The sequence below is a fragment of the Rhizobium sp. UFLA01-1127 genome (genome assembly GCF_059803845.1).
The window spans coordinates 1-18330 of sequence record NZ_JAUQTZ010000125.1; the positions used below are offsets into that span (position 1 = coordinate 1).

Below are 18330 nucleotides of genomic sequence, written 5' to 3' on the forward strand. Positions count from 1 at the left end.
TCGGGTGGGAGGAAATCATGCGATCGCCGCGTGCGCGGTTGCCGATCTGGTCATGGTTCTGGATGAAGGAGATGAACGCCGATGGCGGCAAGCCAACGCTCGGCGATCCCCTGGGCCGACCTCGATACCGCATATGCTCCCCTTGAAACGCAAAGCCTTCGGCAAGCGCGCGGCTCAGACGCGGCTGCCAATCGGCATAATCCGCATAGTAGCCGAAGATCTCACCAGTGGCCGCTACGTGGAGAGCGTGGTGGATGTCATCATTCCACTGTGCCGTAAAATGACGCGGCTTGCCCTCGTCGTCGCGAGCGAGGAGAGCCGCGTCATTGTCCTCGTTCTCGACGATCAGATGGATCTGGCGTTCGGGAAATGCACTTCTGATGCGATCGGCAAGTTCGAGAAGGATATGCGGATCGCTATCGTCCTTCATCGCGTGCACGGCATCGAGCCGCAAGCCGTCCATCCGGAACTCGCTCAGCCAATAGATCGCATTTTCGATGACGAAATCACGGACGAAGCGGCTGCCTTCGCCATCGTAATTCAGGCCCTTGCCCCAGACGCTTTCGTGCCGGTCGCCAAAGATCGGCGCGTAGCGGGGCAGATAGTTCCCGTCCGGCCCGAAATGGTTATAGACCACATCGAGAAAGACGCAGAGACCTCGCTGGTGGGCTGCATCGACGAGCATTTTGAGATGTTCAGGGCGGCCATAGCTGCTATCTGGCGCATAGGGTAAAACGCCGTCGTAGCCCCACCCATATCGGCCGCGAAAATCCGAAAGCGGCATGAGTTGAATGGTCGTTACGCCCAGGCGCTGCAAATGGTCGAACTTTTCGATGGCTGACAGAAATGTGCCGGCTTCGGTGAACGCGCCGACATGCAGTTCGTAAATGACAATTTCCTCCCAGCGGCGTCCCTTCCATCCCTGCGTTTGCCATTCGAACCTGGGATCGATCAGTTCGCTCGGGCCGTGAACGTCTTCGGGTTGAAAGCGCGAGGCAGGATCCGGCACGGCAAACCCGTCGGCCAGCACGAATTTATAGCGATCGCCGATCTGCGCATCATTGACTTCGGCGACATGCCATCCGTCCTGCATCGGCCGCATCGCCCATTCCCCACGCCGCTCGACGCGGACGAGCGCGCGCTCCGCCAGAGGCGCCCATAGGCGGAACAAGACCGCATTCTCGTTGATTTGGGGTCCAAATGCGAAGCTATGGTGCATGATGTCCCGTCCATCGATGACACTGAGATTTTCATGCATTCCAACACATCTTGCCGGGAACGGTTCCTTCGGTGGGAACAGATCTCTTTCAGTTCCGTTCGTTATGGCGCGTGACACAGCGGGGAAGCCATGACCGTCCTGACCTCTACCTATCGCCTGCAGTTTCGCGGAGATGTCATCTTTGACAAGGCAACGGAACTGGTTCCCCATCTGAAGGATCTCGGCATCAGCCATGTCTATGCCTCGCCGATTTTCGCAGCAAAGAAGGGATCGACACATGGTTATGATGTCACGGATGCAAACGAGATAGACGCGGTGCTTGGCGGTCGCACGGGGTTCGATGCGTTCTGTGCGGCCTTGCACCGGGCGAAGCTGGGCCTGATCCTCGACATCGTGCCCAACCATATGGCCGCTTCCGTCGAAAACCCGTGGTGGCGTGACGTGTTGCAGCGTGGATCGAGCAGCGCCTATGCCGGCCATTTCGATATCGATTGGCGCCGCAAGCTCACCTTGCCGCTCCTCGGGCGGCCATTCGAGGAAAGCCTGGTCGCAGGTGATTTTGATCTTCGCTACGAGCCTACGGATGGAGGTATCTATCTGGCCTATTTCGACGATCGGCTTCCGCTCTCGATTGAAAGTGCCGAGCGGCTGATAGCGGACATTGGAACTGATGCGGAACGGTTGGGTGCGTTTTCGTTGGATGCGGCCGCGATGCGAAAACTTCTCGCCGAACAGCATTGGCAGCTGCTCTATTGGAAAGACGCCGCCGAAAACCTCAGCTATCGGCGCTTCTTCGAGGTGGCAGGCCTGGTCGGGATGCGCGTGGAGGACGAGCGGGTCTTCAACGACACACACCGACTGATCATCGAATTGGTTCGTTCCGGACAGGTCCAGGGACTACGCGTCGACCATATCGACGGACTGGCCGATCCGAAGGGCTATCTCGAGCATTTGCGGCAGGCCGTCGGCCCCGACACTTTCATCGTCGTCGAGAAAATCCTTGCCCGCGGTGAAAAGCTTCCGGCGGATTGGCCGGTGTCGGGAACGACCGGCTATGAATTCATCGCCGTCATGGCAGATCTCTTCGTGAATGAAGAGGGATTACGCAAGCTGGATGAAGCCTACAGGTCCGTCGGCGAGGACGATGCTGACTTTGCCGCAGGTTTGCGTAAGGCGAAGCTGTTGATGGTCGAGCGCAATTTTGCAGGCGAGATGAGGCGTTTGACGAGCCTGGCATGTTCGATTTTTCCCGATTTCGGCGCGGAGGAAATATCGTCGGCGCTTTGCGAACTGCTGATCGCCTTCCCAGTTTACCGTACCTACGGCTATCGGGGAGCTGTATCGTCTGAAGACGTGGCGGTCATCGAGAGCGCCTGCGAGGCGGCACAAAGCCGATTGCAGACCATTGATGCTCTCGATGCGTTCGGCCGTCTTTTGAAAGGAGATGTTTCTGCACCCGAAGCTCTGGAGTTTCGAGCCAGATTTCAGCAGCTTAGCGGCCCGATCATGGCAAAGGCAGTCGAGGACACGCTGTTTTATCGGTATAACCGCCTGATCGCATTGAACGAGGTCGGAGGCGAGCCAGATGTGCCGCCGGGCTCAGTGGCGGCCTTTCACCAATTCATGACCGATCGATTTCGGTCGCAGTCCGGCGGCCTCTCCTCGACATCGACGCATGATACCAAGCGGGGAGAAGACGCCCGTGCCCGCCTCTACAGTCTGACGCAGGATCCCGATGCCTGGATTGCGGGTGTCGAGCGATGGCGCAATATGAATTCTGCTTTTCGCTCCGGCCTTGCCGATGGGCCTGCACCTGAGCCCAATATCGAATGGATGCTTTACCAGGCGCTTGCCGGCGTCTGGCCGCAGGACATCGAAGGAGCAGATCGGAACGCACTGAAGGAGCGGTTTTCCGCCTATGTCTTGAAAGCAATCCGAGAAGCTAAGCTCCGGACGGATTGGATGGATGAAAATCGGGCTTATGAGCGCGCGGTTCAGGCCTATGCTGCTGCGTTGCTATCGGAGGATAATCAGGACTTCATCCGTGATTTTGACCGCACGCTGCGCCCTTTCATGGAGTTTGGTTTTCGCAACAGTCTGTCGCAGGTGCTGATCAAGCTTACGGCTCCCGGCATTCCCGATATCTATCAGGGTGCAGAAGGCCTCGATTTCAGCCTGGTGGATCCGGACAATCGAAGACCGGTCGACCATCTGTGGACCGACACGGGAACCGCCGATCCTCTCGCATCGGATGCCGCTTCCTTGAAGCGGCAATTCATCCACAAGGTGCTGCACTATCGCAATCAGCACCCCTTGCTTTTTCTCGAGGGCAAATATGTGCCGTTGGAAACCGGCGGGGCACGAGCGTCCAATCTCGTTGCCTTCGCGCGCGTTCACGAGCGGGAAATAGCGGTTACCATCGTGCCGCGTCTGGTCGGTATGCCTTCATCGGATTTCTGGAAGGATACCGCTGTCGTCATGCCGCGAGAGCTTGAGAGGCCGTTATACGATCTCCTGACGGATCAGCCGTTACCCTCCGGCAATCTTCTGGCAGCGCAGCTGTTTGCCGAGCAACCCCTATCCTTTCTCGTGGGAGACAGGTGACGATCTCGGCGCGCATCCATGCGTACTCCGACCTCGAGGCCGGAACAAAGCGCGTCATGGGGTGTTTCTGCTGCGCGCAACGATCACGAGGATTCCATGGCGGAAGGCGGCAAGAGGCATGCGATCGAGCCGGGCGATTACACGCGTCTGGGAGCAAATTACGATGGAGAGGGTGTCAATTTTGCGCTTTTCAGCGCCTATGCGGAAAAGGTGGAGCTTTGCCTTTTCGACGAAAGCGGAAAGCAGGAGATCGAGCGGATCGCTCTGCCGGAATATACCCATGAGATCTGGCATGGCTATGTTCCTGGATTGAAGCCGGGCGCCTTGTATGGCTACCGCGTATACGGCCCGTTCGATCCGTTGAAAGGCCATCGCTTCAATGCGAACAAATTGCTCGTCGACCCCTATGCCCGTGAGCTTGTCGGCAATATCGAATGGTCGCAAGCCCAGTTCGCCTATGTCCTGGACGACGAGCAGAAGGATCTTTCCTTCGACGAGACAGACAGCGCCGGGCAGATGCCGAAATGCCGCGTCGTCGACCTCAAGAATGAAGCGCCGGAGAAAAGGCCGGTGGTCGCCTGGCCTCAAACCATTTTCTATGAGGCGCACGTCAAAGGAATGACGGTGCTAAATCCGGCAATTCCGGAGCCATTGCGTGGCACCTTTGACGGTCTGGGGCATGGGGCGGTCGTCGATTATATCAAGAGCCTCGGCATCACTTCGATTGAGCTCCTTCCCATTCATTTCTTTCCCGATGACAGTCATTTGCTCGACAAGGGCTTAAGCAACTATTGGGGCTACAACAGCCTTGCCTTCTTCGCGCCGGCAACGCGTTATTACGGGCCGAAAGGCTTAGCCGGCTTTCGCGACATGGTGCGTGCCTTCCACGATGCCGGGATCGAGGTCATCCTCGACGTCGTCTATAACCATACCGCGGAGGGCAATGAACTCGGTCCGACCCTTTCGTTCAAGGGCATCGACAATTTCTCCTATTACCGCACTCTGCCGGACCAGCCTCGCTATTATATCAACGACACCGGCACCGGTAATACGATCAACACGTCGCATCCGCGCGTGCTGCAAATGGTGACCGACTCGCTGCGCTATTGGGTCGAAGAAATGCACGTCGATGGCTTTCGTTTCGATCTCGGCACCATTCTGGGCCGCGAACCCCAGGGCTTCGATCAGCGCAGCGGCTTCTTCGATGCCGTTGGCCAGGATCCGGTCCTTGCGAAAGTGAAACTTATTGGCGAGCCGTGGGACATTGGTCCCGGCGGTTACCAGGTAGGAGGATTTCCGCCGGGCTGGGCGGAATGGAACGATAAATATCGCGATACGGTACGCGATTACTGGAAGGGCACTCCCGGCATGACAAGGGACTTCGCTGCCCGCATTCTAGGGTCAGGCGATGTTTATGATCTTCGCGGCCGCCGCCCATGGGCGAGCGTCAATTTCATCGCCGCGCATGACGGCTTCACGCTCAATGATCTCGTCTCCCATAACGAGAAGCACAATGAGGCCAATGGCGAAGACAACAATGACGGCCACAATGACAACCGCAGCTACAATTATGGCGCGGAAGGCCCGACCGACGATGAAGCCATCAATATCGTTCGGGAGCGCCAGAAGCGCAATTTCCTCGCGACCCTCTTTCTTTCGCATGGGACGCCGATGCTGCTGGCGGGTGATGAATCCGGCCGCAGCCAGATGGGCAACAACAATGGCTACTGTCAGGACAATGAAGTCAGCTGGCTGCATTGGGACGATCGATATGGCAGCGCCGAAGCGCTTTATACGTTCGTCAAACGCCTGATCGCCTTGCGTCAGGCACATTCCATCCTCAGACGAGAAAATTGGCGTGATGGTTTGATTGTAACCTGGCTCAATCAGGGCGGCGGCGAGCAGACGGATGAGCAATGGGATGATGAAGCGAATACAGCGATCGGCTTGCGCCTGTCGCGCGAGCAGCCCTTCGAAGAAGGCTGGGATGATGTTCTACTGCTGTTCAACCCCTGTGATGCAGATGTCGACTTTACCTTGCCGGATGACAAACGCTGGGCGCTGGAGCTGTCGACATCCGATCCTGACGAGCCGGATCGAGGTGCAGTGGAGAAGAAGATTTTGAATCTTGAAGCCCGCAGTCTCTCACTTTTGCGGCCAGCCTGAGACAGGCGTGGGAGAAATAACAATGCACATCGCACGTCTCAAGAGTGTGCAAGCTCGGATAAGCAAGCGAAATCTCGATCCTATCCTCCAATCGAAGATCCTATCGATATCGCCATTTTGGCGATACGCGGCTTTCCTCATCTCACCGGCCTAGCGGACGATGAGACGAATATTGGGACTTAATGTCGTCTTCTGGCCCGCATGATTTCCTGCGCTATGCCGGCGAGCAATAGGGGTTCTATCCAATTAGTCGTCGGCCCATATAAAACATGCCGCTCACTGAGATTTTAGCCTGAATCAAGATCGATGGCTCCGTCTGGTTTTCAGCAGACGTCAATATCTGTTGTTGCTTGGAAACTTTTCCGAGTCTCGGAACTTTGATGGGAGACGGTGAGATGATGCGCGGGCGTTCCCCTGCAAGGGATCGATGCTGCTGTACCGTCTTCGATTTCCATGGCCGATGGGCCGAGCCGGAGGAGCTGATGCCGTTAACATATCACGTTGGCATCCATGACGAGGGTTTTGCCTACCGCGTCGGTGATGTCTGGTCGGAGACCTTTCCCGACCACGAGAGTGCGCTTGCCGCTGCCAAATCTGCCGCAGCCCGGCAGCACCAGGGCGGTGAAGATGCCGAAATCAGCTACCAGCTGTCCGACGGACGCTGGCAGACGGAGCATGTCAGCCGCGGGGAAGGCCCGATCACAAATGTAAGCGATGATGAGGGACATGCCATGACTGAATTGACCGGATCATGCCGTTGCGGGCAAGTGCGTCTGATGGTGCGCGGAAAACCGCTTCGTATCGGCATTTGCCATTGCACCGATTGCCGGCAGGAAAGCGGGTCCGCCTTCACTTATTTCGGCCTGTGGCCCGCGAGTGAATTTCACTATGAAGGCGCGACGAGCGAGTTTGCCGGACGTGAGTTTTGCCCGCGTTGCGGATCGCGCGTCTTTGCTGCCGGCGATAGCGAGGTCGAGATCAAACTTGGGATACTGAGCGAGGCACCCACGCGTTTTAGGCCCACCTATGAGGTGTGGACCAAGCGGCGGGAATCCTGGCTTTCGCCGATCGAAGGAGCGGAGCAGTACGAAGAGGATCGACGATGAGCGGCGTACGATGGTCGGTTGGCCATCTTGGCGAAGAGTAAAAAGCGGCTCAAATGGCCGGTGACCTGGGCTGCTCCCTACCTACTCGGCCATCTGTCATCCATGCTACAGCTGGGATCTCGACAGGCTCGCTGCGCTATAGCAAATATGCGCAAGGTGGATATTCTCCTCAGTTCTCAACGAAAACCGGTAGCGGATGCTCCGAAAATGGCAGGTGGGCAGTTCACATTACCTCAAGAGCTTGAAGATCACGTCACGCGTCGATTTTCGAACACTCAGCTCGACCTCAAGGCTGCCGATGGCCTATTCGAGTGGCCTTCATTTACGCCATGCGGCTCCGGAGCGACCTAATCGCAGCTTCAGGATCATCCAGATCGCCGAGTAAGCTTCTGATCACTTCATGAACAGGCCGCACCCTCGAGATCTCATTTGATCATGCGATAGGAGTAGAACAGAAAGCCCGGCTTGTTCGGCGCACGAGAGACCTGCCTCACCGAGGACCATCATTGCCGTCGCCCAGGCGTCGGCACTCATACAATTGCCAGCGATTGCCGTCGCCGAGGCGGGTGGATTTTGGAGCGGCATGCCGAGCCGTGGATCCATGGTATGGGATAGACGGTGTCCGCCAACCTCCACCCAATGGCGATAATCTCCCGATGTCGCGATGGCAGCTCCGGAAAGCTCGATGATGGAGTGCGGCGCTCGTTCGTGACGATCAGGTCGCTCAATGGCAATCGTCCAAGCACTGCCATCTGGTTGGGTACCGAGCGCGAGCAGTTCTCCATCGATCGCGAAAAGGCCTGCTTCCACACCGTGCAGACGAGCTGCATCAGCCAGCCGATCGACACCATAGCCCTTGGCTATGCCGTTTAGGTCGAGACACACGTCGGCATGTTTGCGTGCTCTCCGATTGGCGATGTCGAGCTCCAGCGTGCGATAAGTCTGGTCGCGGCACTTGATGCGGGCGGCCTTTATCGCCGTTTCGTCTGCATCTGCCGTCCCGAAACCCCAGGCGGTGACGGCGTCCCCAACGCCAATGTCGAAGGCTCCGTGCGAAGCTTCGCCGATCGAGAGTCCCGCTTTCAGCACGCTCATCAGCTGTTCGGGCAGGGATACCCACTCGCCAAGAGTGGCGCGGTTGAGGCGATTAAGATCGCTGTCGGGCTTCCACGTGGACATCTGCCGATCGACCTGCGCGACGGCGTTTGCCAAGGCGGCATCGACCTCCGCGGGTTTGAAGTCGAACGGCATGTGAAAAAGCGCCGACCAGCGAGTCCCCATGGTGGCCCCGTTCAACGCATGACGGGCAAGATTAGTAAACGTCTTCGGCATAGCGGCCCTCCGCCTTGAGAATGGCGAGATCAACGCCGTGCGGCGTCAGTATATCTGAGAGAGCCGCGGCCACTCCCAATGCCATCTCGCGGCTGCCGCAGACCAGAATCTGACCTCCCGTCGCAACCAGCTTGCGGATCCTTGCACCGTCATTGCGCAGGACGTCCTGAACGTAGGTCGGGTTCACCGTGCGCGAAAAAGCAGCAACGACGTCCACCAGGCGGCCTTCCGTCCTCCAGTTCGACAATTCCTCCGCATAGAAGGCGTCGCTCGCCGGATGGCGTGTCCCGAAATAAAGATACATAGGTCGGCGTGCCCTGTTCGCGCGCGCAAAGCCCGCCAACGGCCCGATGCCGGTGCCAGCACCGATGAGGATGACCGGCCTTCGACCGCGTGCGGGCCGGAAATCCGGATTAGCACGAACAAAAGCGCTCACTGTCTGTCCGGGTTCAAGCGTCGTAAGCTGCCCAGAACAGAGGCCGCCCGGCTGTTTTCGGACGCAGATTTCCAAGAACCCGTCACTTGAGGCCGATGCGAGCGAATAGAACCGCGGCACATTCGAACCTTGAGGCAGAATGCCGACCAGATCGCCTGCCTCGAACCGCGGCAGCAGCGTCTTACCTGTCAGACGCTGCCGAATGGAAATCTTCGGCAGGGAGAAGCGCAGGATGACAGTGGTTGCCTCGACGCTTCCACCGTAATCGCGGCGTGAGGCGAGCGACAGATCCCACGTCTTCGGTCTGGTCTGCAGGTGATTGAGTTCGAAGCTCCGACCGAGCGCTTGGGCGAGGTTCCGGCCCCAGCGGGCAAAGTCCTGGATCGACTGGCGGTCCACGGTGTCGTAAGGCAACAACATATTCCAACCCTTTTCTTCCGCCACCCGTGCGACTTCAGCTGCGAAGCCGCAGAAGGAGGGGAAGCTGCGGTCACCGAAGCCCAGAACTGCAAGCGAAAGATCCTGCCTGACGGGTGTGCGGCGAAGGCGTTCAAGAAAGCCGCGCGCCGAAGCCGGAGCTTCGCCATCGCCGAAGGTCGCGGTAAGCAAGATTAATCGACGCGCTCGCGCCCATCGCGCCGGCTCGAATGCGGACATCGGACCAACATGGACACGCATGCCCTGAACCGAGAGCGATTTGCTGAGCGTTTCGGCAAATTTCCAGGTGGTGCCACCGTCGCTGCCGACGAGGACTATGGTATCTGCGTCGCGCGCGGAAGCCGAACTTCCCTTTTTCCCGCCGCGGCCGGCGAACCAGACGGTGAGGCCGGTCCAGCTCAGGATGGGAATGGCGAGCGCGCAAACGCCAAGCAGCAGGCCGACCCACGCCATGCCTCGACCTGTATGCAGCATGACGACAAGGTCTGTCACGCGGTCGACCCAGTTTGAACCTTGCCAGGCGATCAGTGCACCGGTGCCCTGGTCGATAAAGCCCTCACCGGCGTCGGTCTTGAGGGTAAATGTGTCAGTCGCATTGTCCGCGGCTGGAAAGCGAAGTGAGCGAAGTGTGTCGACCGAGGTCCGGCGCAAAGCGGAGATGGTGCCGACGGGAACGCCTGTAGCCCCGCTCACCTCCGCCGGAAAGGGCAGTGCGCCGGCACCCTCCGGCAGGTATCCGAAAGTCGCTGCGGTCATCCAAAGAGCGGTGAGCGACGATAGAAGGAGGCCGGGTAGCGCAAGCCGCGAAACGACCGCGTGCAGGCGCCTATCGCCGGTGCCCTTTGCAGGCTTGAGGATGAGACGCCACCCGCCTGCCCGACGTGCCAGCAGCGATAGCCCCGAGAGAGCCAGCGTCAGCAGCGCTGCCGCGCCACCGGCGGCAACGAGGCGACCGGTGTCGTTAAGAAACAAGGACCGATGAAGACTGATAAGCCACCGCTCGAAAGTCGTTGTATTGGCGCTGCCAACCGGTCTCCCAGTCGCCGGATCGATGATGGATGAGACTGGCTGGTCGCCTTTGAGATAGTATGCCGTGATCCGGCCGGTTGGTGCGCGCCTGATCTGCTCCACCGAAGGCTCCGCAGCCTGAATGCGTGCGGCAAGTTCGGCCACGCTGATCTGCTGACTGGCGGGCATTGTGAGTGTCTCAAGGGCCGGGAAGACCGAAAGTGCGGTGCCGCTTATCGCAATGACAGTGACAAGTGCTGCGGCGATCAGCCCGAACCAGCGGTGGAGCGACCGAATCATATCAATTTCCTTGGTGATTAACGCGAATAGGTGAAGTCCGCGATGTAGCGGCTGCCTTTGATCGCATGACCTGCGCCCGCTGAAGTCAGCGGTACGACGACTTCGTTGGGACTATCCTGCATGTCTTCGGCGGCGGAATCGATGTGCAGCCGGTAGCCAGCGTCGAAGAGGGTATCGGCAAGATCGACGGTGATTTTGAGCGTGCGCCCGGAGCCAACGCTGGCGCCGGTGATGCCGTTGATTTCTCTCGTGGCGCCTCTGGTCGCGCGATACCACCCGTTCAGGTGTTCGTAGTAGCGCGCCTTGCCACCGGCCATCCAGAGGCTGCCCACATATTTGCCCTGCCCATCCGTGACGTAATAGGCGAGATAGGCTCCGTTGCCGCCGAAACTGCGCATGTTGGTGGTGAAGGTCACCTGGCTTGCCAGAGCAAGGCTCGGCACTGTCAGCGCTGTCGTGATGGCCAGTACGGCCAACATGGGTTTGGTTCGCATCATATGCTCCGGTAAGAAAAGAATGGCGTGATCAATTCATCTGGCTGTGCGGCATGCTGCCGGGCACAAAGAGGCCGTTGCTCGGCGGAGTGGTGTCCTTTGGGATGGGAGTGTTTCCGTTGCCGCAGGCATCATCGCCGCCGTCGTCATCTTCCTCGCCATGTTCGCCGCAGTCGTTGGCGGCGTGTTCGCCATTCCCATCCTGACGCTGGGGATATCCCTCGGTTTGGCCTTTTCGCTCGCGCTCGTGGTCCGCGACCTTCACGATGTCTTGCCTAGCCGTGTCGAACCTTAGCGTATCGAGTGGCAAAGCCCGGGCCGCCGTCACGGCGGCAAGAATGCTTGTGCCGGCAGCGGCGGCGAGAAGAAGTCTGCGGTTGATCATGAATAAATCTCCTTGGGAATAAGCTTGTGGTCGCCGTACCGCAGTGTTCATCGAGTTGCGCGACATCGAGCCTTCCGGAGGACGATCGCAGTCTTCTCCTGGGTGCCGGGATATCGCGGCCATGATGCTGAGTGTGATGCGGTTTTCATCATTGGTTTGTTCTTGTGATCGAGGCGATCATTCGAACCACAAGCTGACCGGCACCTGACAGACGCTGAGACTTTGCTTCAGCTTCCCGTAAGCCAACGGTTGGACTACACAGGAAGGTAAAGGAGAGACTGAGCATGAGAGTCTTGCTGATCGAGGACGATAGGGCGCTGGGGACGGCTATCCGTGATCAGATCGCAGCCGATGGACACTCCGTCGATTGGATGAACCGCCTTGATAGCGCGCGAGATGCGCATGCTTCGACCAGCTACGATCTCATCTTGCTTGACCTGATGCTGCCAGACGGGCTTGGCGTTCCGTTTCTCAAGGCGCTGAGGGCGCGGGGCGACGTCACGCCCGTGATCATATTAACCGCGCTCGATCAGGTGTCGGATCGGATCTCGGGGCTCAACGCTGGAGCGGATGACTATATGGTGAAGCCTTTCGACCTGGACGAATTATCCGCGCGCATCGGATCTGTTGCACGCCGCTACACGGGCAATCCGAATCCGATCATTACGCTGGGCCCGTTAGAAATCGACCTTGCTGGGCGCAGCGTCAGGCTGAATGGCAAACCCATCGTCCTGACGGCGCGAGAATGGGTGTTGTTCGAGGCCTTTATCCAGCGTCCCGGCCAGTTGCTTTCCAAGGCGCAGCTCGAAGAACGGCTTTATTCTTTCGATCAGGAAGTTGAGAGCAATGCCATCGAGGTCCATGTGAGCCGGCTACGCAAGAAGTTGGGCGCGCGCGTGATCGAAACCGAGCGCGGACTTGGTTATAGGCTGGGGCGGCCATGAACTGGGTGTCTTCCCTTCAGGCGCGGTTGGCAATCGCGATTGGTGCATCCGTGACGGTGCTGTGGCTTGCAGCCGCCGTCGCCACCGCAGATCGGCTCGAGCGAGAAATGGAGCAGGTCTATGACGACGGTCTGAAGGCGACGGCGGAGCGCATCTTGCCCATCGCCCAGCATGACTTGCGAGAAGGACATCCCCGACACGAAAGCCCTGAGGTCGGCGAAGAGGACGACAGTCGCCATGACGCGCAGCCGAAACGCGAATTTCGCTACGGCGAAGATGTGACATTTATTCTGCGTGACAGACAGGGTCGTATCCTGCTTGGCTCTGCAGGAGTGGACGCCTCGGTCTTTCCTCCTTTCGAGAAGCCGGGATTTTCTCAAACCGACACCCATCAGCTCTATTATGCGGCAAGCGCTGATGGAAGCCTCAGCATTTCGGTGGCGGAACCGCTGGCACATCGCCAGGAACTGTCAAAAAAAATGTTGCTAGGTTTGGTGCTGCCGCTTTTGATTGTCATTCCGCTGAGCCTGGTGGCGATCCTCGTCGCCGTCCGGATTTCGCTACGTCCGGTCCGCGCACTCAAACAGGGGCTTTCGCTTCGTGGCGCACAAGATCTCTCTCCATTAGCTGCTGCCGGCCTGCCACGTGAACTCCTGCCGATTTCGACGGGCATCAATCAGCTTCTTGCGCGTCTTAAGGGTGCCTTTGACGCCGAGCGGACCTTTGCGGCGAACGTTGCGCATGAGCTTCGAACCCCCGTTGCCGGCGCGATCGCACAAGCTCAACGCATATGCTCCGAGACGAAAGAGGAGCTGACCGCGGAACGCACGAGGGAGATCGAAACGACGCTCAAGCGCCTTATGCGCATGTCTGAAAAGCTCATGCAGCTTGCGCGGGCCGAGGGCGGCCGGTTGCGCTCAGACAAAGCGTTCGATCTGAGGTCGGTCCTGCATATGATCGTCAAGGATTTCGAACGTGCCGGACTGGAGCGAATCGAGTTGACCATGCCCGAAATGGCCGTTCTATCGCCACTCGATCCCGATGCAGTCGGTATTCTTGCCCGCAATCTGATCGAAAATGCATTGAAACATGGAGCGCAGGGAAGTCCGGTCCGTGTTACGCTCGACCGCCAAGGAATATTATCCGTCGCCAATGATGGCGCGATTCTTCCGCCGGAGGCAGTGAACCGGCTCATGCGTCGGTTTGAACGCGGCAACCTTAAGACTGTCGGGAGCGGCCTTGGGCTTGCTATCGTCAAGGCGATTGCGGACCGTGTCGGAGCCGCAATCGAGGTTGTGTCACCTCTTCGGGGAAGCGGTGGAGGCGTCGAGGTGCGGGTAAGCTTACCGATCAACTGATGCGGCACTGACGGTGCACCGTTCAGTGTCAGCGGGCTGGGGGATAGTGACGATCCTGCCACGAGCTTGCGCTACCCGCAGCCACAGCTAATGTGACATGAGGACCGGCAAAAGCGGCTCCTGCAAGACGATGCCGGTCGCCCCGCCCAAGATAAAATCTCGCAATCGAGAATGTCCGAATGCTCCCATGACCAAAAAATCACCACCAAGTTCCAGCGCGGCCGGCTGGATGCTCTCGCCAATGGAAGAGCTGCTAGCTTGCATGACCGTTGCCCTGGCACTGATACCACTCGACCTCAAAATTTCAGCAAGGCGGGATCCGCTGTCGGTCGATAGCGACTTTTGGGCCGTCACGCTTCAAATATCTGGATGCGGCCTTCTTCGAGCGCAGCCAGAAAGGCACTCCTTGCGACCAAAGCTTCCACATGACCCTCATGGGCATCGATGAGCGTCCGCTTGGCATTCTTATAGGCGATCCCGTGTGCCTTCGTCGGCCAGTTCCGTAGCAGATAGTAGGTAGCGGCTTCGGTGTTGGCAATCGTCAGGCGTTGGCTGGATTTTGTGGCCTCGATTGTAATTGGCTTGTTCCACAATTGTCCTGTCATCGGGCATCCTCCGCTGGTGGAACGACACCGCAGCCAGAATGTTCCCGAGATGAAATCTGTCACCACGCAACCCATTAGCTCATGCTTGCATCATTACGATAGGGCCTTTCGTCCGGAACAATTGGATGCCCTGAACGTAAGAACAAGCGATCCAATATTGGAGGGAGGCCGGCGGTGTTCGAGGGAATGGTACTGGATTATATTGACGTTGGTCCCGGCCTTTTGCGTGTTCGCCACGGCGGCCATGGGCCGCCGTTGTTGCTACTGCACGGCCATCCGCGAACGCATATGACCTGGGGCTATGTCGCGGACTTAATGACTTCATATTTCACGATCGTTTGCCCGGATCTAAGAGGATTCGGAAAGTCGTTCCAGCCGATTGATAGCGAGAACAGCCGCCATTCTTCGAAACGGGCGAAAGCGTTGGACTGTGTGGCACTGATGCAAGCGTTAGGACATCGGACATTTGCCGTGGCGGGACATGACCGAGGCAGCTATGTGGCATTCCGCCTTGCCATGGACCGACCGGAAATCGTTACGAAGGTCGGCGTGATCGACAGTATTCCGATTGTTGAGCATCTTGAACGGATGGATTGGCGGTTTGCGCGTGACTGGTATCATTGGTTCTTCTTTGCGCAGCCGGAAAGGCCCGAACAGGCGATCAACGCCGATCCAGAGGCATGGTACACTGCCATTCACCCGGATCTCATGGGAGAAGAGGCCTATGATGACCTCTTGACGGCGATCCATAATCCAGCCGTCGTCCATGGGATGATCGAGGATTACAGAGCGGGATTGACGGTTGACAGGGAGGACGAGCTGCGGGACCGGATTGCTGGGAGGCGGGTCACATGCCCATTGCTCTGCCTTTGGTCGACGAGAGACGATCTCAAGCATTTCTTCGGTGACCCGAGGGAAATTTGGCGGTCGTGGGCGATGGATGTCACGGGTCACGGTATCGAAAGCGGCCACCATGTCGCTGAAGAAAACCCCGCGGATCTTGCAAATTCGCTACGACGTTTTTTCAGCGACGGATGAATCGGCGACCGCGCCGATCCACTATCAAACCCGATTGGGACAGCGTTTACGCAAAGGACATCAGTGTTTCTATTGGTCACCAGGCGGTCTGCGCCATCGCAATGACGCACAGAGCAAATTCCTTGCGGTTGCGGCTCAAGGGCGGCGGACACGCGTGTCAATAAGCAGGTCCTCTTCTTCGTCGCGCTGACGGCCACCAAGGGCTGAAGCTGCCGATGCTATGAATGCGCCGACCAGGAGAGACAGGGAACCGACCAGCGCGGTCGTTGCTCCTGTCTTCCTGGCTTTGTCAGCGGCTTCTTTTGCTGCCGATTTGGCGTCGTCGATTTGCTTGAGCACAGCATCGACACGGTTGCGGGCATCCGTTTCGGAAAGGCCGGTGCTAGCGGAAATTATCGTTGCGATATAGGATTTGTCTCCATCCGGGAGCTGCCCGCTTGCTGCGCTCTGCAAGAGAATTCGGGAAATTTCGGCGGCGGCTGCTCCATCGTCGGACCGCGCCCGGTCCGCAGCCTTTGCAGGCCGGAGGAGGGCATCGGTAAAATACGCAGTCGAGTCCGTGTAGCGTGCCGATGCTGCCGAAGCGCCGGCACTAACCGCAGTTTGCGCGACTTGGCCGGCAGCATTGGCAGACGCACTCGTCAGCGAAGTCAATGAAGAGGCGAGAAACCCTGCCACGAACACCGTCGCCAGCGCCCAACTCAGAAACCCATGTGCGGTGTCGCGAAAAAAGACTTCGTCCGAGTGGACTTCAACCCATTTCGTGCGGAGCCGACCGGTTAAATAGCCACCGATCGCTGATGATAGCCATTGAACCACCACCAGCCAGATCGCCGCAGTGATGCCGACGGTAGTTGCGGAACTGCTCTGACCGGACCATGGAGATACCATCGTAAGCCCAACGCCTGAACCGAGCAGCAGAAGAATTAGGGCAATCCCGGTTGATGCAAGGGCGCCTCCGAAGATGGGTCCCCAGACAATAGCGGGCTTGGAGGATTCGATAGGGCGCGCGCCTGCCGACGCGTTTTCGACGACGGACATGGGCGCCTCCTATCGCGTGAAGAGAACGAGAAGAATGACGATCGGCAATGGAATGCCGAGAAGCCAGAGCAGAATACCTCGACCCATTTGAGTATCCTCCGAAGGGTAATTGATGCCTACCGAACGGCGTTCGAGACGGTTTGTTCCGATGTCTTCATCAGTCTTGCGTAAGGTATGATTTACGTCCGATCGAGCGGCAGATCATGCTGGATGTCATCCTGGCGTAACAGCAGGAGTGCACAGCCATTGCGGGGCTTATAGCGACGGTTTTTCCTTCTTCTGACGCATTCTCTGATGCGGCCTACTGCAATGGCATCTGCCTGGTCAGCTCATCGAAGGACGGCGTTTGCCGTTTCGCTGCCATCAGCAGGTCGAGTTCAATTGAAGAAGGGCCGAAGCGGACGAAGAGATCCTGTGCCACACCCTCATCGAGGTTATACTTCCGCCGAAACTCCGCCAGGGTATAGGCCACGCCTCTTAAAGGACGACGTCGTTCGAAGGCCCGTTGCGTTTTCATATGGGTCATCCTCTTTGCTTCGCTCAAAGCAAAATTGTCGTTGTAGGTGAAAGTTCCATTCAGCGCGAAAAATCGCGACATATAACGGCTAGATTGCAAAGAAAGGTGGGGCTAAGTTTTTGGAGTAGCACTGAGTGCCTGCTGCTTCTCTATGGGTGAGCGGGTCCTTTACTCGGCGAAGCGGTCGCCGGTCCCGTTATGATGATCCTGATGCTCATTGCATCGAATCCCAAGGTTATGAACCAGTTCCTGGTGAGAAGGATTGGAGACATTTGGCTGGGCATCCTGGGGGCGATGTTCGCGGCTATTGTCGGCATGGGGGCACTGCAATCTTTTGGGATTTGCTCTGGAACCGAATGTTCCTCCAACTGTTGGAAACCGGAGACCATGGAGTCTCGCAATTCCGAAAAGGAGAAAAATCATGGCTTCCCACGGTGGATCCCACGAACAGCACGTCAAAGCAGGCCAGCAGAGCCACAAGAATTCCGACGCGAAGCATGCTTCTGGCAATAGGGAGCAACAGTCTGGCGGTGAACGCGGCGGGTCGCATGAGCAGCATGTGAAGGCTGGTCAGCAAAGCCACAAGAATTCCTGATCGCGTCTGTGAAGAAGTCCGCAGTGCGGACTTCTTTCCGTCAGCGCGACGCGTTCAATCGGTATCAGCAGCGACCTATAGTCCCGTCTTCGATCGGCTTCCGCGAAAAAGGCGACATCAACGCCGAGCTGACAAGATTAGAGACCGAAGGATCGGTCGAGCCGTCGGCCAGATGGTTCTGGGCGTTGGGAAAACGTCGTCGATGCTCGACCAGTGCGACGCGAAGATTGCCTGCCGAAAGCCAGGCGAGGTCGCGAAGGCCACGACTCCGAGTTGGTGAATGTCGAATGCTTCCGCTGCTTGCTACCGTGGGTGAATTCGCCATCATGATGCCTGGCCTGCCGGCAACGGAAGCGGCGACATGTGCCGGCGTCTGTCAAGCTCTCTTTCAGGCAAATGAAACTGCCGGACTGCGAAGTGTCCCATTGGCGCATTGTTTGCGATCGGCGAAGTGACAGGGAGCGGTGCAGGCTACGAGGTTGCCTTGAAATCGGCGAATGCGGTCCTCTGCTGCGAATGCGGCTGGCGTGAAAGTGTCGTGCTGGACGCAATCTCCGGGCAGACCAATTCGCCTCATATCCTCTCAAAGCAGTTTGTTGAAAAAGCGCCTCGAGAACGAATTCCTTGAAGGTTAGCCGGCGCGGCCTTTCGACGATAAAATTGCGCAATGTAGGAACAACCACCAAGCTAAATGCGGCATTGAGATCAGGTCGCTTGAAATGAAAATGCCCGCACAGGGCGGGC

General features: G+C 58.0%; 14 protein-coding genes and 1 pseudogene. 6 read left to right on the plus strand and 9 right to left on the minus strand.

Going from position 1 to position 18330, the window contains the following annotated elements; translation table 11 throughout:
• Nucleotides 1-1258 (minus strand): malto-oligosyltrehalose trehalohydrolase (treZ, locus tag Q4Q11_RS24630; protein WP_498571129.1); only part of this gene is annotated, 1258 nt, incomplete at its 3' end.
• A 90-nt stretch (nt 1259-1348) separates the two neighbouring features.
• Here treZ and treY point away from each other — a divergent pair.
• The 3 genes from treY (at nt 1349) to Q4Q11_RS24645 (ending at nt 7095) form a co-directional block, all read left to right on the plus strand.
• Nucleotides 1349-3823 (plus strand): malto-oligosyltrehalose synthase, encoded by a 2475-nt coding sequence (treY, locus tag Q4Q11_RS24635; RefSeq protein ID WP_498571130.1) that lies wholly within the window; start codon nt 1349-1351, stop codon nt 3821-3823.
• Nucleotides 3824-3919: 96 nt separating this feature from the next.
• Nucleotides 3920-5989: a glycogen debranching protein GlgX gene (gene glgX / locus Q4Q11_RS24640; protein ID WP_112507851.1), complete on the plus strand. Its 2070-nt coding sequence runs from the start codon at nt 3920-3922 to the stop codon at nt 5987-5989.
• 731 nt (nt 5990-6720) lie between these two features.
• Nucleotides 6721-7095, plus strand: a complete 375-nt coding sequence (locus tag Q4Q11_RS24645; protein WP_112508106.1) for a GFA family protein — start codon at nt 6721-6723, stop codon at nt 7093-7095.
• Between the two features lie 393 nt (nt 7096-7488).
• On the opposite strand, the gene Q4Q11_RS24650 is transcribed toward Q4Q11_RS24645, so the two are convergent.
• Genes Q4Q11_RS24650 through Q4Q11_RS24665 form a run of 4 tightly spaced genes read right to left on the minus strand, consistent with a single transcriptional unit; the run spans nt 7489 to nt 11554 of the window.
• Complete coding sequence (locus tag Q4Q11_RS24650) at nt 7489-8427, minus strand: FAD:protein FMN transferase (protein ID WP_498571131.1); 939 nt, start codon at nt 8425-8427, stop codon at nt 7489-7491.
• A complete protein-coding gene (locus tag Q4Q11_RS24655; RefSeq protein WP_498571132.1) occupies nt 8408-10609 on the minus strand; it encodes a PepSY domain-containing protein in 2202 nt (733 codons plus the stop codon). Before Q4Q11_RS24655 ends, Q4Q11_RS24650 begins: the two co-directional genes overlap by 20 nt.
• Nucleotides 10610-10626: 17 nt before the next feature.
• A complete protein-coding gene (locus Q4Q11_RS24660) occupies nt 10627-11103 on the minus strand; it encodes a DUF2271 domain-containing protein (RefSeq protein WP_112508109.1) in 477 nt (158 codons plus the stop codon).
• 31 nt (nt 11104-11134) lie between these two features.
• Nucleotides 11135-11554 (minus strand): hypothetical protein, encoded by a 420-nt coding sequence (locus tag Q4Q11_RS24665; RefSeq protein ID WP_162701674.1) that lies wholly within the window; start codon nt 11552-11554, stop codon nt 11135-11137.
• Nucleotides 11555-11772: 218 nt separating this feature from the next.
• Between Q4Q11_RS24665 and Q4Q11_RS24670 the strand changes: the two genes are divergently transcribed.
• Complete coding sequence (locus Q4Q11_RS24670; RefSeq protein WP_498571133.1) at nt 11773-12432, plus strand: response regulator transcription factor; 660 nt, start codon at nt 11773-11775, stop codon at nt 12430-12432.
• Nucleotides 12429-13790, plus strand: a complete 1362-nt coding sequence (locus tag Q4Q11_RS24675; RefSeq protein ID WP_112507862.1) for an ATP-binding protein — start codon at nt 12429-12431, stop codon at nt 13788-13790. The genes Q4Q11_RS24670 and Q4Q11_RS24675 overlap by 4 nt, the downstream gene beginning before the upstream one ends.
• Nucleotides 13791-13877: 87 nt before the next feature.
• On the opposite strand, the pseudogene Q4Q11_RS24680 reads toward Q4Q11_RS24675, so the two are convergent.
• Nucleotides 13878-14147: pseudogene (locus Q4Q11_RS24680) on the minus strand (universal stress protein); the annotation flags it as partial.
• Nucleotides 14141-14470 (minus strand): DUF982 domain-containing protein, encoded by a 330-nt coding sequence (locus tag Q4Q11_RS24685; RefSeq protein WP_498571134.1) that lies wholly within the window; start codon nt 14468-14470, stop codon nt 14141-14143. The pseudogene Q4Q11_RS24680 and the gene Q4Q11_RS24685, both read right to left, overlap by 7 nt.
• 99 nt (nt 14471-14569) lie before the next feature.
• Here Q4Q11_RS24685 and Q4Q11_RS24690 point away from each other — a divergent pair, with 99 nt between their 5' ends.
• Nucleotides 14570-15433 (plus strand): alpha/beta fold hydrolase, encoded by an 864-nt coding sequence (locus tag Q4Q11_RS24690; protein WP_112507868.1) that lies wholly within the window; start codon nt 14570-14572, stop codon nt 15431-15433.
• Nucleotides 15434-15568: 135 nt separating this feature from the next.
• Here the strand turns inward: Q4Q11_RS24690 and Q4Q11_RS24695 are convergent, their stop codons facing one another.
• Both Q4Q11_RS24695 and Q4Q11_RS24700 read right to left on the minus strand, forming a co-directional pair.
• Nucleotides 15569-16474 (minus strand): hypothetical protein, encoded by a 906-nt coding sequence (locus Q4Q11_RS24695; protein WP_498571135.1) that lies wholly within the window; start codon nt 16472-16474, stop codon nt 15569-15571.
• A gap of 301 nt (nt 16475-16775) precedes the next feature.
• Nucleotides 16776-16991, minus strand: coding sequence for a hypothetical protein (locus tag Q4Q11_RS24700; RefSeq protein ID WP_112508112.1), 216 nt, complete (start codon nt 16989-16991; stop codon nt 16776-16778).
• Nucleotides 16992-18330 lie beyond the last annotated feature (1339 nt).

Bases quoted from the DNA above. Each gene is read 5' to 3' on its own strand.
- treY (WP_498571130.1), top strand. From the start codon at position 1,349: ATGACCGTCCTGACCTCTACCTATCGCCTGCAGTTTCGCGGAGATGTC.
- glgX (WP_112507851.1), top strand. From the start codon at position 3,920: ATGGCGGAAGGCGGCAAGAGGCATGCGATCGAGCCGGGCGATTACACG.
- Q4Q11_RS24645 (WP_112508106.1), top strand. From the start codon at position 6,721: ATGACTGAATTGACCGGATCATGCCGTTGCGGGCAAGTGCGTCTGATG.
- Q4Q11_RS24650 (WP_498571131.1), bottom strand. From the start codon at position 8,427: ATGCCGAAGACGTTTACTAATCTTGCCCGTCATGCGTTGAACGGGGCC.
- Q4Q11_RS24655 (WP_498571132.1), bottom strand. From the start codon at position 10,609: ATGATTCGGTCGCTCCACCGCTGGTTCGGGCTGATCGCCGCAGCACTT.
- Q4Q11_RS24660 (WP_112508109.1), bottom strand. From the start codon at position 11,103: ATGCGAACCAAACCCATGTTGGCCGTACTGGCCATCACGACAGCGCTG.
- Q4Q11_RS24665 (WP_162701674.1), bottom strand. From the start codon at position 11,554: ATGTCGCGCAACTCGATGAACACTGCGGTACGGCGACCACAAGCTTAT.
- Q4Q11_RS24670 (WP_498571133.1), top strand. From the start codon at position 11,773: ATGAGAGTCTTGCTGATCGAGGACGATAGGGCGCTGGGGACGGCTATC.
- Q4Q11_RS24675 (WP_112507862.1), top strand. From the start codon at position 12,429: ATGAACTGGGTGTCTTCCCTTCAGGCGCGGTTGGCAATCGCGATTGGT.
- Q4Q11_RS24685 (WP_498571134.1), bottom strand. From the start codon at position 14,470: ATGGGTTGCGTGGTGACAGATTTCATCTCGGGAACATTCTGGCTGCGG.
- Q4Q11_RS24695 (WP_498571135.1), bottom strand. From the start codon at position 16,474: ATGTCCGTCGTCGAAAACGCGTCGGCAGGCGCGCGCCCTATCGAATCC.
- Q4Q11_RS24700 (WP_112508112.1), bottom strand. From the start codon at position 16,991: ATGAAAACGCAACGGGCCTTCGAACGACGTCGTCCTTTAAGAGGCGTG.